Here is a 15,489-nt window from a genome sequence, read left to right as displayed (position 1 = left end):
AACTATGAATTATAACAAATATATTTTGTCTCACACGTGTATACATTCTTTTCTTTAGTTGGGATATATACTTTAAACTTTTCTAAACGTTTTCCGTAAACGTGAATAGTTACAACGCTTTCATTTTTGGCTATTTCAAGGATATGACAATCAGCTGGTGGAATGACTTTATCTGTTTCTCCTTCTCCCAAATAAAGACTTCCTGTATGAGTTAAATAAACAAGTGAATTTTCAAGTTGCTTCGTTTTTATAAAGTTCTGCACCATTATTCTTCCTGTAAATACGCCTTCTACTCCCCATGTGCCATCATGATCATGCAAAGGAGTCGATTGTCCATCTTTCCATACAAGAGCTAATACTTCAAAACGATTTAAAGGATCTTCATATAATAAGTGTCGTGCATATTGAGCCGAATTCGCCTTCTGCTTTTCTAACGGAAGCCATGTTTTCTTTTCTAAAAGTTCTTCTAGTAATTTTTCAATCCCACAAACAATTTGATCTTCTAACAAATTACTATTTATTAAATCCGTTACAGCTTTAATAAATGTTTGGAACGTCTTACTTCCATTACACGTTAACATAAGCATCCTCCTCTACTCTTATTCACACACTTCCATACTAAATAACCAACTAAAATTTTACAATTGAGAAATAAAAAAACAAGGTACAGTAAATTTGCACCTTGCTGAGCGATTTACCTAGTTTTCAAAAGAATAGGTAAGTAATTTAACGTTTGTTCATTTTCCAATAGACATTTTTCTAAATTGAACGATGGAGATAACTCTATTTTTTCAAAGGCATTTATGAAAGTTCTTAATGCAATCTCAGCTTCTAAACGTGCAAGTGGTGCCCTAAGCAAAAGTGAGCACCTTTACCAAATGTTAAATGCTTTTCATTTCCTATATTTTCTTTATGAGTTATTAGAAAAATAATTGTCTATACAAGTCTTTATTTTTTCAAAATCCTTTTCCATAAATAAGATTGCTGGTACTTCAATTATTGGAAGATTATTTTCATTATCAAAAGGTGGACACGGTTTGGGAACTACCAAATAGTCAACTGAGTTTTTATCCCTAATATAATTAATTGAAACATCATAATACTTAGAAAAATATTCCTTCAAATCATCCTGATTCCTTAAAAATGGTAGCGAGAATATTGAACCATAATTTATACCAGCGTCGACAATTAATACAAAGCATATTTTTTTCATGATACACCCTCCTCGTATAATAAGTTTTAAGTTAATAACTGTTCCTTGAAAATTAAATAGTTTTTATCTTCAAGAGCTACATCAAAAAAATGATGTATGGGTTAAATTTAGTCTTGGATAAGGTAACACTGATAAAAACAGGTTTCCTTTTTCTTTATATTCAATTAAATTATACCATTATTTTACATGAATTGGAGGGATATATATGATAGATTATAGAATAATTTCAAGAAAAAACTATTCAAATAGGATTGGAGAGCTTGTAACAATGCTTGAACATACAAGAGATGTTACATTGAGCGAAATCTCCAATTTAAACCAAAGTGATTTAGATTTCTTACCAAACGGTAGTTCAAACACTATTGGTTCTCTCTTATCACATATTGCAGCGATGAAGTTTGTTCATCAAGTTATCTCGTTTGAAAAAAGAGATTTAACTGAAAGTGAATATCTAAAGTGGCGAATTTCTTTAGAACTTGGAGACAAAGCAAGGGAAGGAATAAAAAGCAATCTTTAGATTATTATTTGAATGAATTATCACAAGTTAGAGAAAATACACTAACATATCTGAAATCAAAACAAGATAGCTGGTTATTCGAGGAAAACAAGTGGGATAATGGTGTGCCTTATAATAATTACTACTTGTGGTTTCACGTTATGGAAGACGAAATTAATCATCGTGGACAAATAAGAACAATTAAGCGATTGATGGGAATGAATAAATAAATCTTATTCAACCAAAGGTTGCTTTACTTGAGAAAGTCACTAGAAGAGTCAAATGATAACTATGAACTGCCCCCAATTACATCACTTATGAAGAAAATATGAAAAAATTAAAAGAAAAGTTAAAAATAATGAATGAAAATGAGATTTATTATCAATACTATAATTAATAAAAGGGCAACCACGATTTGGCTACCCTTCAAAAATTTATACTTCTGGATCGAAAGTTTTGCAATCTGTTTCTTCCGTAGTAGATGCTTGTTTCCCTTTATGACTTACTACATAAATTGCATCTGCACTACATTTATTGCCGGTTGCCCAAAATTTACAGTTATTTACTTCACATAAAACGTCTTGTGCCATAGTATCACACCTCCTCGTTCTATTATCATTAACAAAATTCGGGGGTATGATACTCTTTGTTATGCATTTTTTATTCTCTTTTTAGCTCTCTTAAAGGTTCAATATCTCCTCGTACAATAGCATCTATATTTTCGGTTATTTTTTCAATGTCAAAATGCCACCATTGAATTTGCAATAATTCTTCTATTATTGTATTTGTAAATCGTTCCTTTATTTTATTTGCAGGGTTTCCACCAACAATTGTATATGGTGCAACATCTCTAGTCACAACAGATTTAGCTGCAATGATTGCACCATCTCCTATTTTTATTCCAGGCATAATCGTTGTATCCATACCAATCCAAACATCATTTCCTATAACTGTATCACCTTTGTAAGGCAAATCAGACAAATTAGGTGTATACTTCTCCCACCCATTTCTAAATATATTAAATGGATATGCCGAAAATCCATCCATCCGATGATTCGCTCCGTTCATAATAAAGGTAACTCCATTTGCAATACAACAAAACTTTCCAATGATAAGGCGATCTCCAAGAAATTCATAATGATGTAATACTCGATCTTCAAATGTTTCTCCATCTTTCGCATCATAATATGAATAATCTCCGGCGAGTATATTAGCTTTCGTTATTGTATTTTTTATAAAGTGAACATTTTTATTTCCTTCAATGGGATATTTAACATTTGGATTAGGATTCATGTTGCACAGCACTTCCTTTACTGTTTATTTCACTTTCTACCGCTATTACTGGCTTTAAATTGTATATAGGTAAAATAAATAATAATCCAATTATAAATAGTAAAGCTGTGCCTTCATACATCGTACTTAATGAGAACATTTCTTTTAATGAACCAGCAATACTCATTGTTACTACCATTGAACCGGTGAATAGCGGACTTAAAATGCCATTTACACGACCGATAAAATCAGTATCACTATTTTGAATAATGAGCGTATTAATACCTATTTGAATACAAGGAAGAGCTAAACCGCTAAAAAGTTGTGCTGTGAGTGTTACCCATAAATTGGTGGAATAACCTATAATACCGATGCCGATTGCCTGACCAAGCATACCGATAATTAACATCTTTTGCGGCGCAACGTTTTTTGCAAACACCATCGCTAAAGCACCGCCAACAATCATTCCTGCACCATTTACTGTTAGTAACCATTGTAAACTCTCTTTTGATAATCCTAACTGCTCAGTTACAATAAAAATACCTAACGGCTGAATTAAACCAATTCCTAGTCCTGCTGCCATAAAACAAAGCCCTAGCAAAGTTAATGCTTTTTTCTTTTTCACATATTTAATACCATCAAGCATTTCCTGTAATATAGTGATTTCTTTCTTCTCATTATCATTCTCAAGATCTTTCGGAAGAAATAACAACACAGCTGCTGCAAGTAAAAAAGCGATACCTGTAATAATGATTGAAATATAAATTCCAAAACTATGAAAAATAAATGTTCCAAGAATCGGTCCTAACACCATAAATATCGCAAATATTGTTTGATAAATAGACATTGCTAATTGAATTTGTTCTGCCGATAAATGCTGTTTAAACAATTTCATGCCAGATGGCTGAGAAAATTGCGAAAGGATTGCAGAAATAAGTGTGACAAAAAACACGATTTTCCACGTTCCAAACATTAGAGTAATTAATACTGCAAATACTGATAAAGAACTTAAAGTCTCACACCATATCATAGTCCTCTTCGGCTTCCACCTATCAGCAAACGTTCCACCAATAAAGGAAAAGATGAAAATTGGAGCAAACTCCGCCACTGAAATCATCGAAATAGCAAAAGCATCACCTTTTGTCATTTCCATTACGTAAAGTAATACCGCAAAGTTCCGAACCCATATTCCAATTTGTAAAAATAATGCTGATGCTAAAATCCCTTGAACAAACCGATTTTTTAATACTTGTGATACCCCATTATTTTGTTTCGTTTCTACATTTGTCGACATAAAAAAGCCCCCTATTTCATGTTCTGAACAGGAGGCAGCACAAATCATATGAAAAGACTATATTTTTCGCAAAGCGAAATACATCCCTTTTCTATAAATGTACAGACTAATCCTATTCAGAAGAATATTTCGTTTTTTAACGAAGATCTCTTACAAATAGAATTAGTTGATCATTGGGATGTTTTCACCCTTCCGTTTCGAATTTAAATAACACATACATACTCTATGTAAAGTATTTTCGATGTATGCATGTCTTACAATAAATATTCTAGAATGTTAATGGTAATTCCTCTAAAGAACGCATTAAATAATTACCTTGCCATTTAATTTCTTCACGACTTCCTTTTATTTGCAAATCAGGCATTCGATTAAACAAAGTAGTAATAGCAATCTTTGCTTCCAGCCTAGCAAGTGGAGCGCCTAAGCAGAAATGGCTCCCATGGCCAAATGCAATATGACGATTATTCTCCCGAGTAATATCAAATACTTCTGGATTCTCAAATACTGTTTCATCACGGTTCGCCGAAGCTAATGCAATGACAACCATATCCCCTTTTTCAATTGTTCGATCGTGAATTTGAAAAGGTTCATCTGCCCATCTTGAAGTTGTAACCTCAACTGGAGAATAATAGCGTAATCCTTCCTCAATAGCTACATCAATTAATTTTGGATTTTCTTTTAATAACTGTAATTGGTCCGGGTTTTCAAGAAGCGCTAATACCGTATTTGTAATTAAATTTACCGTTGTTTCGTGTCCCGCCACAATTAGTAACATTATCATTGAATATAGTTCCCGAGCGCTAAGTTTATGACCTTCACTTTCTGCAAGTATTAAAGCACTCACCAAGTCCTCTTTTGGTTCTTGTCTTTTAACATCAACTAAATATTGGAGATATGTAATAAATTCAGATAGTTGCTTTTCGGTTTCTTTTATTTCCTCTGGCGTTTCTGGGTAAGCAATGACCGCATGGGACCAAATTCTAAATTTCGCTTGATCTTCTTTTGGAATGCCAAGCATTTCACTTATTACAATAATCGGTAAAGGAAACGAGTAATCATCAACAAGATTTAATGAACCTTTGCGCTCAACTTCATTTAACAAATCATCTGCAATATCCCTTATTCTTCCTTCCAATTGCGTGATCATCTTCGGTGTAAAAGCTTTTTGTACGAGTGATCGTAAACGATTATGGTTAGGTGGATCTGAATTTAGCATGTGTGTCGTTAAATAATCACTATTGTCAACAGTAAGAAAGACATTCAATGTATCTTGAGAAAATACATTGGCCGGATCTTTTTTTAAGCGATTATCTTTTAATAGTGGTAAAGCATCTTCATATCTTGTAATAAGCCACTCTGCACCTAATTCAGTTTTATTCACAAATAAGATAGGTTGCATTTTTCGAGATTCTTTATAAATTTCATATGCATCTTCTTTAAACTGAGCTGAAGCTAAATTGATCCCATCCTCTATTCTTAGCCCAACTTTATTTTTCATTGACATCGTATTCCCTCACTCTCATTTGTTTTTGAAAACGAACCAACATATGCATTATACTCTAATAAAAACGTGAAAATTGTAAATTTTTAATCAAAATCTTACTTCATATATTGAAAAATAAAAAAGTGAGGGAGTAAAATCTTTCTACTCTCTCACTTTTCTTTATGCGAAGCACATAAAATTACTAATTTGTTGATAGCGGTAACTTACTTTACGACGACGACCACCTTGCCAAGTGTAACCTGATACTCCGTTTCTTCTCACTTCAGTCGGAAAGAACCATAAATCTCTCCCGAAAGGCCCTGGACGATGTAAACGTAAAAAGCCCCATCTTCCTAGACAGTTACACATCCATGATTTCATATTTCCTGGTTGTGCTGGAGAAGCAAATGTGGATGGTAAGGATGGAGCTTGAGATGGTGGTGGTGACGTTGGAGCATCTTCCGCATCATCTGGTCTATAATCTTCTTGTTCCATATCTCTCACTTCATTTACAGGTTCATACCCGTAGTTTTGTGGATTATAATACATCCCTTGATCATATGAATAATTTTGCTGGTTATACATATTAACAAATCACCTACTTTTCATTCACAGTACCTTTAACATTCATATGTGATAATTGCTCTATAGGAAGCTTATGTATAGCCTAAATTCAATAAAAAATAAAGCTCGTATTTAAAAATACGAGCTTCTTCATAAACGAAATAGATGTATTATTTTCTTAATTTCACACTATAGAAACGCATTTCATCTAATGAACCTTCAAATTCAAATACTTCTTGTTTAATTAATTCTTTTAAGCGATATTCTAAAAACGTATCGCCAACTAACTGCTCTACATGACCTAGCGCTTCACCAATTACTCTAGGGGCTTTTAGGAATTCTCGATCAGCACCTATACTTTTCGCGCATTCAATAATAAATTGATCAAAATAATCTTCTTGTACAGAACGCACTTCATTGTCTGTCCAAACTCTTAAAAATTCCGTACTTTTCGATAGACTATCCCACTCATTTTCAAACTGCGTACGATTCTCTACAGTTAAATACGGAGATTCTACAAAACTTTTTTGAATTAGAGCTAAACTTTCAGGTGCTAACTCTCCCGTTCCACGAATCGCATATTCTAGTTTTAATATTTCTTTACTTGTTTCAGATGTATTCATAACGCGAATATTTTTCTTATCTTTTAATTGCGCCATTACAAAACATAGACCTACATGTTCATGTGCGTTATCGGCTTTCCAAATTGTAATAGGCGTTTCACTAGGAATAGCGTATAGTTCTTCCATAGTTTCTAAAAACCTTGGTAAATACTCTTCTTCAAAATAATTTTCATAAGCAGTTAAGTTGTTTACTAACCATTCCTGTCTTGCTAGTTGCCCTTCATTCATATGTAACTTATTTATCGGCCCAATTGAAAAGAATTCAGAAAAAGCAACAACCATCTCTTCCAATCGTTCTTCTTGACCAAGCATATGCTTTAAACATCCAGCTGTTGAATCATCAAATGCAATATGTACGTGTGAGACTTCTTTTACATTTCTTTTATAAGATGTATTACTCGTTAGTTGCTTAGAAATATCCATCAAATTTTTAATAGTATCTTCACTATACTTTTCTTCTAATAAATTTAATTGGATTAGAATACTTTGAAGTAAATGTTTTGCTTCATCTTCGTGCATATCCTCTACAGCATTTTTAATTTTATCTATCATGTAAACCCCTCAATTCATTTCAAAAATAACGTGGATTATAGTGTATCATTTAAGTGTTACTCTTTAAAAGTTTTTTAGTCAAATCATGTATTAGAAAGATTGCTAAATAACCTTTTGTAAATCCTTTTATTTAAATGTATAATTATATAGAAAATAAAAAATATAGGAGCTATGTTTATGGAGAAAGTATTTCCTAATTATAAACATTATCTAAAAAATTGGAGATTTATATTTATTTGTATATTACCTACTATCGCCTTTTTATTTGCTTTTGATGTCATCTTTGAATTAATATTTCATCAAGATTTCTATTTATCTAACTTAATTTTTGCTATTATTTTATTTTTAATATTTATGAGCATCAAAGATATGTTTAAAATTAAAAGTTAAAGATCCGGATAAAGTGGGATAAAAAAAGAGAACCCTGCAATCAGATGCTCTCATGTGATAGAGGTTTTTCTGAGTATTAAGTAGGACACGAAGGTCTTGTCCCACTATCTAATATATGCTTGTACTTATTTTTTGTGCATGTACGAAGTATCACTATAAATTCTCCTCATAAATTCCTTGTACAATTAACATATTTATACATAAAAAAACATCCCCCATGGATGTTTTTTTATGTACCGATTTTTAAGCTTCCATAAACTTAGCCGGTACACCAATTTTTTCAACTACAGAAGATATATTAGTAGGATTAATCATTACATTTTCAATACTAACTAATTTATTTTCTAATAGTCCATTCTCTGTTGTAATAAGTTCTTCAAACCGTTCTAAAGTCATCGAGAATTTATGTTCACTTCCGCCATTCATACTGACTTTTACATACTTCATCGTGCACCCGCCTTTCATAATAATCTATAATTCGATAAAAAGGCGCTTACATCCTTTTTATTTAATACTAGATTTTACACTTGCCAATTTACGTTTATATTTAATATGAAAAAAGCTGATACTATTTTTTATTCACATTATAATTGCGAGTAAAAATGATAAAGATAGAAATGCACAAAGTGGTATAAATAAAACAGTATCCATTCTAGCAAAACGCGTATCTTTTTTTCGTTTGAAGATACCAAAATAATGAAATTCACCTATTACTCTTATAAAAAAAACAACCATACAAACCCAGGATCCCATTTGAACAATAATATTAGGAAATGCGAAATGAATAATATTTGTTTGTTGTAATAAAATTATTGCGGCCATACTTAGTAATAACGCAATGAACAAAGTCATCCCTGTACCTGGTGTAAATGCCTTTTCTCCAGCTTTTGTTGGAATGACACTATTTGTCGCCCACTTACCTCCAAAAGCCCAATAAACATGTAAAAAGCTAACTAAAAATAATATACAGACAGAAATATATGTAATAATAAGCATTTTGTCCTCCTATTATTTTATTTAAGCCCTCAACTTTAGAGTATGCTATAAATTTCACCTTAGCAATCTATTTTTAATAACATAAAACCCCTTAATGATTTTTCTTAAAATTGATTAAGGGGTTTTAACTTTATTATGCATTATACCGATTTCTACGACGTTCCATCCTCGTTTGTCCTTGAGCAGTCTCTTCTTTATATTGAGGTATTTGCTCTGTCATTTCATATGTTGCAACTGCAGTTGGTTCTTCGTAATTATGCTCACGTATTTTTTCAGGCGTTTTTTGTTTCGATACTTTTCCACCGAACTTAAATAATTTTAACTTAAATTTCGGTAATCTTGGGATCGGAATCTTAAATGATCGCTTTTTACGTTTCTTTTTTTGTTGAAATAAAGTTATATTTTCTTTATAATCCTCTTCTTTACGGTGTAATAACATAGCAATTAATCCACCTAATATAAGTCCACCAACTAAAAGCATAAGATATTTGAAATGACTTGTCATTAAACTCGACATACGTTCAAGTATGACTAACGACTGCACTTCTTTAATATCCCATAATAAAGCGGCCCATAATGCGAATAAACCGAAAGTAAGTCCATATGTACGAAAACGGAATAAACATGGAATTAAAGCGACACAAGCGGCAATTTTCGCGTTCGCTATAATTGAACTTGTTGAAATATCTTGATGCCAAATTACTAGCAGTAATGTTATAAATGGCGCATAAGCTATCCAACTACATATACGTGAATATATTTTTTTCGCAAAATAACTACCGAAACTGGTGAAAAATAAAAGGCCTCCAATATATAAAGATTGTTCAAGTGGGATTTGTTTCATAATTCCTGCAACTGGAAAGAGGCCGCTTAATAGCATGAATAGCACATCTAATTTCTTCACAATTCCTCATTCCTTTCAAATTTCTTTTGAGTCAATTCATATTGCTTTTCCACATGGTGTAGTTTTTCATTTCTAAAAAACATCTTAATCCTGTATGGAAATAAAGTAAATATGTAAAAGAGAAGATACATGACAAAAGATATCCTTATTTACATGAAAAAATGACAAATCCTGACCTATATAATGAACAGGATTTGTCTATTATTATTATTTAAAGTAGAATAATTGAATCTTTCTTTTCTATTTTTATAATATCTACATCCAATTCATCATCAAACTCTTTAAACTCTCTTGCATCTATATCCGTCATATAGCTCTTTATTACTTTCGCCATATGCATAGAATATGGCATGTGTATATTCTTTTCCAAAAGCATACTTGAATTACAGCACATGTAATGTACCATTTTGGCAATATAGTTCCTTTCAACAGCTTTTACACCTAGAGGTAATATTTCAAGTATATATCGATGCAATGTTTCACTATCATTACACAGATACTCACCAGTGCTATAATACATTCCCTTTTGATCTATATATAAACTCGTACTATCTAATACGTCATCACATTCTATCACACCGTATTTGGGTACATCAAAAGATGTATTTATTCTTACAGCATTTAAGTTTGGAACCTTTAGCACATCTGGAACAATGTCAGGGAAAGTATCTATATCAATTTTTTCATTTTGTAACTCTTTTATCCAATGTTTTCTTACATTCGCATCTATAATGAAGTATACTTGCTCATTTTGCTCTTTTGCAGGTTGTAAAATTTCCGCTAATGTTTCAGAAACGAATTGTTTAAATTGAATACCCATATCATTTCTTTTTGAAGGCTGCGGCAAAAAGGTGTTATGTTTATCTACATTTAATAATAAACGATCAATCGTTTGCCACTCTATATTCCCATATAATTTATATGAAATTTCTTTTCCTTTTATTTTTGAAAAAATGGGTAAGAAATCAAATTTCGAGATTCGTTCAATTGATAAATTAACATATGTACAAGGTAAATTTATCTTATTCCAACTACGTTTTAAAAATCCTTTTTGTTCTAATAAACTCAAAATACCATTTATAATCGTTTTACGAGACACACTTTGGCCTATAAATAAATTAATAAATGCTGAAATACGGTTTGTTCGTGCAAATCCTTCTCTAACAATTTGCTTTGGATCAATTTTTTCACGTCCATCACAATTTTTCATTGCAATTAACGCCAATGTCGCATCATTACGCTCACCTGCAGTAGCATAAACCGCTTTCATAACATCCTCTACTAAATTCGTTTTATACTTCTGGCAATATTGCATTTTATATGGATTTTGCAATACCTTTTCAATATTACATCTTACTATTTTTAACAACACTGGAGAATCTGCATTTAATATATATGATGACTCACTGATTTGAGCTAACACCATTTCACTTTCAAATAACGCTTGTTCTACTCCCAGAGATATTTTTTCAGACCATATTTCTAGCGTTATAGTCTCTAATCCTTTTGGTGCAATTAAAGGGAATACTTCTTTCTTATTGCCCATTTCCATCTTTTTACATTCCGGTAGTAATGTGAAATAAGAAAATTTTTGCTGAAACCCTTTAAATAGATACTCTCTTTCTTTTGCTTTTATACCAGATCTTATTTTAGTACCTTGAACTTTATATATTCTCTCATTGTATGGAAGAAGTACCCTAAGATTTGCTCCTAGCATATAATCTTTCGGATATTGAAGAATATGATCTAATTCAACTTCTCCACCTATACGAAAATCATCTTTTAAATTTCTAAATATCTTAATCCATTTGATGCCGTTTGTAGCCTGCTGAACTTTTAGTTTTACAAATCGTAATTTCTTATTATTCGATGCAAATTCTGGGGTAGAAATTAATATCATGCCCCGTTTTCGTCTTAATAGCAAAGGAATGTCTGGATGGTTATATTCTTGATAAAACCTCCGAATTCCTATTGAAACATTTAATAATGGAATGTTCTCTCCTCCGCGCGTTATATATTCGAACCGAAATACATAGGCGAAATAGTCTTGTGTTTTTTCATCTTTAATAGGCTCTGACATCGCCTCACAAATATTTTGTGATCTAAGAGGAGAAAAATATATATCTTCTTCATTTATATTTTCTAATTGTACAGGACGTTCACAAAAAATATGTGAAATTAAAGCGGGCACCCATTTAGAATATACTTCCTTATCATGTAGTACTGTTAAATTAGAAATTGAATCGTAATGCCATTCATATTTTGGCGATTCTATTAATTTATTAGGTTTCCAATCATGAATAATCTCATACCAACTTTGAAAAATATAATCAAGTTGTTCTTTTCTAATAGGTTCTTTACATACAATCCATGGTGTATTTTCATTTAGTACATATGGATTATGCTGAATAAATAATATATCAGAAAACATATCATATAATCTTTCATTCAATCGTTTCAACTTACTCGTTAATAAAAATGTCTTATAATGTATCTCTACAATATCGAGCCATTCAATAGGAAAATATATAAATGATACGCTTTCGTTTAAAAGAGGTTCTATTATATTTTCAAATGTTAACAGTCTTAGTTTGTTCATAAAATCATTACTTCCTTTCTTTATTTGTCTTGATTGTCAAAAAACTAGCACTTGCTCTAATCCATTTAAATCAAGTATTTAAAAGAAAAGTAAAAAACATTTCTCCGAATCATATATTATTGAAACAGCTCATTTTAAAATAAAAAGTAATTATCATATACAGCCCCCTTAAAACAATATTTCAATACATGCAAATTATACAATATAAATAACTTAATGTATTTATCATTTACAATAACTTTACAATAAAACTAAAAAAGAACACCTTAAGTCGGTGCTCTTCTTAAAAATATGAACCATTATGTAATTGAACATAAGGATAATATGAATCCTCCAAATGAAATTGCTCCTAGTAAACCTAATACAAATCCTGTTAAACAAATACAATCAGCAAGACAAATGGAAGACTGCGATAACGGAACAAATGACCTACTTGTATTCGATCCATATTGTTTTATTTTCTCATAATTCATATCTAACATGTAATGTAGACAGTTTACACCATCCTCAATAGTATGTAGAGATTCTTTTTCTAATCGTTCCAATAATTTACTATTACAAGCAACTGGAAGAGGATACAGCTTATCTAATTTCATATTTTGATAAATTAATTCTAAACGAGATAATATATTATCTTTCTTCTTTTCAGATGTTACAGTACTTTTCATGTAATTAAGTTCATTTAATAACATTGTCAATTCATCTCTTTTTCCGTATAAATCCTTAGCTATTTTTCTCTTTAGTTTGTAAGAATGGATAATAGATTTAAATTCAATCATTTTAATACACTTCCTAATTAAATATTATTTACCCATTATTCTATAGATAAACAGTACTTTTTAATCCTATTTAAAATACACTAAAGTATCTTAATTTACTATCGATAAACATTACATTAATCTTACACAATTGTAATCATTTCATGACCTACACACTAACTAAAAGAAATCACTCCTTAAATTAGACAGATATTTGATGGTAAAATCATAAGAAAAAAAACAATAATTAGATTTAAAATCTAGTCATTGCTTTATCTATCTCATCTTGATTTACACCTATATATCCATTAGCGATAGCTATATTCTTTGTCGGCATGTACATGTATAAAGCTAATGTTTTTTATTAAGAAATGTAGTCAATATTCATATATTACAATAGCATCAGAAGTACCATTAAAACAATTAGAGCAACTACCACAGCTGCCACAACCTCCACAACTAAAACAACCAAAACAACCGAAGCAACCAAAACAACGGAATCCACCAAAACAACGGAATCCACCACAGCGACCTGCACAACCGCCACAACGACCACAACCTCCACAGCGACGAGCAGCATCTTCAATATAGTAATATGGATATTGGTTTTGCTGATCCCAATACACAATATCTCCAGACCGGTAATCATTAAGGCTTAACGCTTGTAGTTCTTGTTGAAACTGATTCATTTTCATAACCTCCGTTTATAAAATAAAACCTCATCGATGCTTTCCTATATCTCTGTTCGTTAAATCTAAGTAGAAATAGCGCTATAAACTAAGTTCAATTCATACACCAACAAAGTATGACTTATCACTAGATGATGCACCTTGTTTATGTACCTATTTTTACTATGGGCTCATTTTTATAAATAGAAATTATAAAATTTGAATTCTAGTGTTATATCTTCATGCTTACTAAGTTCAATTCATTTCTCAATAACCATGATGCCGTACCCTTTATGTTCAAGGTAGAATTTCATTCCATTACGCTGTTCATCTGAAGTTGGAGCAGTAACGAAATATGTTAATCCGTTTGTTTGTAATATAAAGTGAAACTTTAATCAGTGGGGGGGGTCTTCATCCCCACTGATTATCAGCCCTCACCAATCGGACTTTTATGGGCAGTTGATCCCCGCCTAACTTCTTTGCTTTCGCTGAATTTTGCGGTGGGGGTCTTACTGCCCATTAAAGCGGGATAAATGTGGGAGAAGTTTAACCAGTTAATGCGCAAAAAATTAACTTAACTAACTTATCGATATGACATTTTGCCGTATCCGTAACACTATCAACTTTACGCAAATCTAGCAAGAAAAAATATATAGATAGGCATTATCCATACCTATCTATAATGTTACTTTCATTTTTATCCAATTACATCTTTTACGTTTGTATCCACTGGCCACTTTTCTAAAGTATAAGCCATTTCCCAAAATGAATATTCATATTGACTGCTAATAATAAAATGTTGTTTCATTCGTTTACGGTCTGCCTCTGTTACTTGTTCAGCGATAGTATCTAACCTTGTAATTTGCTCTTCAACTAATGTTCGGAACCAATCGGATCCATAAGCAGAAATCCATTCCTTATAAATTGGCTCTTCTGGCTTACACTCTTTTAAACGCTCACCAATTTCATAATACAACCAATAACAAGGTAAAATGGCTGCAATAACATCCCCTAAATGTCCTTCATACGCAGCACGATACATATGTGAAGTGTACGCATATGCAGTTGGAGCAGGGATAAAATTATCTTTTTCTTCTTGTGTTATCCCTAATTTCTTCGCAAAATTCTCATGTAAAGATAATTCCGCCTCATATGTATTTTGGGCATGGTGTGCCATACGAGCTGTCGTTTCTAATTCCAGTGCTTTTGCAGCTCCTAAAGTTTGTACTCTAGCAAAGTGACTTAAATAATATGAATCTTGAAGCACGTAATAGCGAAAATTAGCTAAATCTAACGTTCCTTCACCGAGTTTTTTTACAAAAGGATGATGAAAACTAGCTTCCCAAATTGAATCTACTTCTTTACGTAATGATTGTGAAAAAGTCATTTTATTTCCTCCAATAATTCATTTCATATAAGTATTTATCCACAGCAATTAACGCTTTATAATAAAAAAACTTTCTTTACAGGCGTAAAGAAAGTGAAATTGACAGTATTTATACATGAAACAGCAATGTCTTTCCCACTTCCCTACGCTGGCATTAACCAGATCAGGTACTAAGAGTCTCAAATTCCAATTTGATCTCAGCCTATAAAAGGCCCCCCTAGTGGATAAATATTTTATTTTCGTATCGTATTCATCATAACATACTTCTTGTTACTGTCAAAAATATTCAT

General features: G+C 31.6%; 16 protein-coding genes, 4 pseudogenes and 1 riboswitch. Of the genes and pseudogenes, 2 read left to right on the top strand and 18 right to left on the bottom strand.

Annotation, left to right across the window (positions count from 1 at the left end; translation table 11 throughout):
* Positions 1 to 2: 2 nt before the first annotated feature.
* The 3 genes and pseudogenes from MR070_RS08725 to MR070_RS08715 all read right to left on the bottom strand — a co-directional run bounded on the left by MR070_RS08725 (position 3) and on the right by MR070_RS08715 (position 1,213).
* On the bottom strand, positions 3 to 581 hold the full coding sequence (locus MR070_RS08725) for a cysteine dioxygenase family protein (RefSeq protein WP_139895400.1): 579 nt from the start codon (positions 579 to 581) through the stop codon (positions 3 to 5).
* A gap of 113 nt (positions 582 to 694) precedes the next feature.
* Positions 695 to 903 (bottom strand): annotated as a pseudogene (locus MR070_RS08720) (cytochrome P450); the annotation flags it as partial.
* 7 nt (positions 904 to 910) lie between these two features.
* Entirely contained in the window at positions 911 to 1,213 is a 303-nt protein-coding gene (locus MR070_RS08715) for a hypothetical protein (RefSeq protein WP_000717612.1), read from the bottom strand.
* 205 nt (positions 1,214 to 1,418) lie between these two features.
* Between MR070_RS08715 and MR070_RS08710 the strand changes: the two are divergent.
* Positions 1,419 to 1,939: pseudogene (locus MR070_RS08710) on the top strand (DinB family protein).
* A gap of 204 nt (positions 1,940 to 2,143) precedes the next feature.
* On the opposite strand, the gene MR070_RS08705 reads toward MR070_RS08710, so the two are convergent.
* From MR070_RS08705 to MR070_RS08680, 6 genes are all read right to left on the bottom strand, one after another.
* Positions 2,144 to 2,299, bottom strand: a complete 156-nt coding sequence (locus tag MR070_RS08705) for a DUF1540 domain-containing protein (protein WP_242261071.1) — start codon at positions 2,297 to 2,299, stop codon at positions 2,144 to 2,146.
* Between the two features lie 70 nt (positions 2,300 to 2,369).
* Complete coding sequence (locus tag MR070_RS08700) at positions 2,370 to 3,002, bottom strand: Vat family streptogramin A O-acetyltransferase (protein ID WP_001069221.1); 633 nt, start codon at positions 3,000 to 3,002, stop codon at positions 2,370 to 2,372.
* Entirely contained in the window at positions 2,992 to 4,275 is a 1,284-nt protein-coding gene (locus MR070_RS08695; protein WP_139895403.1) for an MFS transporter, read from the bottom strand. The genes MR070_RS08700 and MR070_RS08695 overlap by 11 nt, the downstream gene beginning before the upstream one ends.
* A 268-nt stretch (positions 4,276 to 4,543) precedes the next feature.
* Positions 4,544 to 5,779 carry a cytochrome P450 gene (gene cypA, locus MR070_RS08690; protein ID WP_242261070.1) on the bottom strand — a complete coding sequence of 412 codons (1,236 nt, stop codon included), beginning with the start codon at positions 5,777 to 5,779 and terminating at the stop codon, positions 4,544 to 4,546.
* A gap of 159 nt (positions 5,780 to 5,938) precedes the next feature.
* Positions 5,939 to 6,343, bottom strand: coding sequence for a hypothetical protein (locus tag MR070_RS08685; protein ID WP_044792297.1), 405 nt, complete (start codon positions 6,341 to 6,343; stop codon positions 5,939 to 5,941).
* Between the two features lie 149 nt (positions 6,344 to 6,492).
* Positions 6,493 to 7,497 carry a DUF1835 domain-containing protein gene (locus MR070_RS08680; protein WP_242261069.1) on the bottom strand — a complete coding sequence of 335 codons (1,005 nt, stop codon included), beginning with the start codon at positions 7,495 to 7,497 and terminating at the stop codon, positions 6,493 to 6,495.
* A 177-nt stretch (positions 7,498 to 7,674) separates the two neighbouring features.
* Between MR070_RS08680 and MR070_RS08675 the strand changes: the two genes are divergently transcribed.
* Positions 7,675 to 7,887 carry a hypothetical protein gene (locus MR070_RS08675; RefSeq protein WP_000416564.1) on the top strand — a complete coding sequence of 71 codons (213 nt, stop codon included), beginning with the start codon at positions 7,675 to 7,677 and terminating at the stop codon, positions 7,885 to 7,887.
* Between the two features lie 243 nt (positions 7,888 to 8,130).
* On the opposite strand, the gene MR070_RS08670 is transcribed toward MR070_RS08675, so the two are convergent.
* The 9 genes and pseudogenes from MR070_RS08670 to tenA all read right to left on the bottom strand — a co-directional run bounded on the left by MR070_RS08670 (position 8,131) and on the right by tenA (position 15,199).
* Complete coding sequence (locus tag MR070_RS08670; RefSeq protein ID WP_000878375.1) at positions 8,131 to 8,334, bottom strand: hypothetical protein; 204 nt, start codon at positions 8,332 to 8,334, stop codon at positions 8,131 to 8,133.
* A 132-nt stretch (positions 8,335 to 8,466) separates the two neighbouring features.
* Positions 8,467 to 8,883, bottom strand: coding sequence for a DUF3995 domain-containing protein (locus tag MR070_RS08665; RefSeq protein WP_044792300.1), 417 nt, complete (start codon positions 8,881 to 8,883; stop codon positions 8,467 to 8,469).
* 133 nt (positions 8,884 to 9,016) lie between these two features.
* Positions 9,017 to 9,787: a DUF3959 family protein gene (locus tag MR070_RS08660; protein WP_139895404.1), complete on the bottom strand. Its 771-nt coding sequence runs from the start codon at positions 9,785 to 9,787 to the stop codon at positions 9,017 to 9,019.
* A 211-nt stretch (positions 9,788 to 9,998) separates the two neighbouring features.
* Positions 9,999 to 12,386 (bottom strand): RNaseH domain-containing protein, encoded by a 2,388-nt coding sequence (locus tag MR070_RS08655; protein WP_242261068.1) that lies wholly within the window; start codon positions 12,384 to 12,386, stop codon positions 9,999 to 10,001.
* Between the two features lie 299 nt (positions 12,387 to 12,685).
* Positions 12,686 to 13,165, bottom strand: coding sequence for a homoserine dehydrogenase (locus MR070_RS08650; protein WP_172801685.1), 480 nt, complete (start codon positions 13,163 to 13,165; stop codon positions 12,686 to 12,688).
* A 232-nt stretch (positions 13,166 to 13,397) separates the two neighbouring features.
* Positions 13,398 to 13,505, bottom strand: a pseudogene (locus MR070_RS27205) (site-specific integrase); the annotation flags it as partial.
* Positions 13,506 to 13,521: 16 nt separating this feature from the next.
* Positions 13,522 to 13,833 (bottom strand): heterocycloanthracin/sonorensin family bacteriocin, encoded by a 312-nt coding sequence (locus MR070_RS08645; RefSeq protein WP_242261067.1) that lies wholly within the window; start codon positions 13,831 to 13,833, stop codon positions 13,522 to 13,524.
* 239 nt (positions 13,834 to 14,072) lie between these two features.
* A pseudogene (locus tag MR070_RS08640) lies at positions 14,073 to 14,195 on the bottom strand (N-acetylmuramoyl-L-alanine amidase C-terminal domain-containing protein); the annotation flags it as partial.
* 314 nt (positions 14,196 to 14,509) lie between these two features.
* Positions 14,510 to 15,199: a thiaminase II gene (tenA, locus tag MR070_RS08635; protein ID WP_242261066.1), complete on the bottom strand. Its 690-nt coding sequence runs from the start codon at positions 15,197 to 15,199 to the stop codon at positions 14,510 to 14,512.
* A 123-nt stretch (positions 15,200 to 15,322) separates the two neighbouring features.
* A riboswitch (TPP riboswitch) is annotated at positions 15,323 to 15,428 on the bottom strand.
* Positions 15,429 to 15,489: the final 61 nt, after the last annotated feature.

The organism is Bacillus cereus group sp. BfR-BA-01453 (genome assembly GCF_022662915.1).
Lineage (GTDB): Bacteria > Bacillota > Bacilli > Bacillales > Bacillaceae_G > Bacillus_A > Bacillus_A paranthracis.
This window is presented reverse-complemented; position numbering and strand designations above follow the sequence as displayed.

Coding starts and splice junctions, on each gene's coding strand:
- MR070_RS08705 (WP_242261071.1), bottom strand. CDS start 2,299: ATGGCACAAGACGTTTTATGTGAAGTAAATAACTGTAAATTTTGGGCA.
- MR070_RS08725 (WP_139895400.1), bottom strand. CDS start 581: ATGTTAACGTGTAATGGAAGTAAGACGTTCCAAACATTTATTAAAGCT.
- MR070_RS08665 (WP_044792300.1), bottom strand. CDS start 8,883: ATGCTTATTATTACATATATTTCTGTCTGTATATTATTTTTAGTTAGC.
- MR070_RS08700 (WP_001069221.1), bottom strand. CDS start 3,002: ATGAATCCTAATCCAAATGTTAAATATCCCATTGAAGGAAATAAAAAT.
- cypA (WP_242261070.1), bottom strand. CDS start 5,779: ATGTCAATGAAAAATAAAGTTGGGCTAAGAATAGAGGATGGGATCAAT.
- MR070_RS08655 (WP_242261068.1), bottom strand. CDS start 12,386: ATGAACAAACTAAGACTGTTAACATTTGAAAATATAATAGAACCTCTT.
- MR070_RS08645 (WP_242261067.1), bottom strand. CDS start 13,833: ATGAATCAGTTTCAACAAGAACTACAAGCGTTAAGCCTTAATGATTAC.
- MR070_RS08675 (WP_000416564.1), top strand. CDS start 7,675: ATGGAGAAAGTATTTCCTAATTATAAACATTATCTAAAAAATTGGAGA.
- MR070_RS08715 (WP_000717612.1), bottom strand. CDS start 1,213: ATGAAAAAAATATGCTTTGTATTAATTGTCGACGCTGGTATAAATTAT.
- MR070_RS08680 (WP_242261069.1), bottom strand. CDS start 7,497: ATGATAGATAAAATTAAAAATGCTGTAGAGGATATGCACGAAGATGAA.
- MR070_RS08670 (WP_000878375.1), bottom strand. CDS start 8,334: ATGAAGTATGTAAAAGTCAGTATGAATGGCGGAAGTGAACATAAATTC.
- MR070_RS08650 (WP_172801685.1), bottom strand. CDS start 13,165: ATGATTGAATTTAAATCTATTATCCATTCTTACAAACTAAAGAGAAAA.
- MR070_RS08685 (WP_044792297.1), bottom strand. CDS start 6,343: ATGTATAACCAGCAAAATTATTCATATGATCAAGGGATGTATTATAAT.
- tenA (WP_242261066.1), bottom strand. CDS start 15,199: ATGACTTTTTCACAATCATTACGTAAAGAAGTAGATTCAATTTGGGAA.
- MR070_RS08695 (WP_139895403.1), bottom strand. CDS start 4,275: ATGTCGACAAATGTAGAAACGAAACAAAATAATGGGGTATCACAAGTA.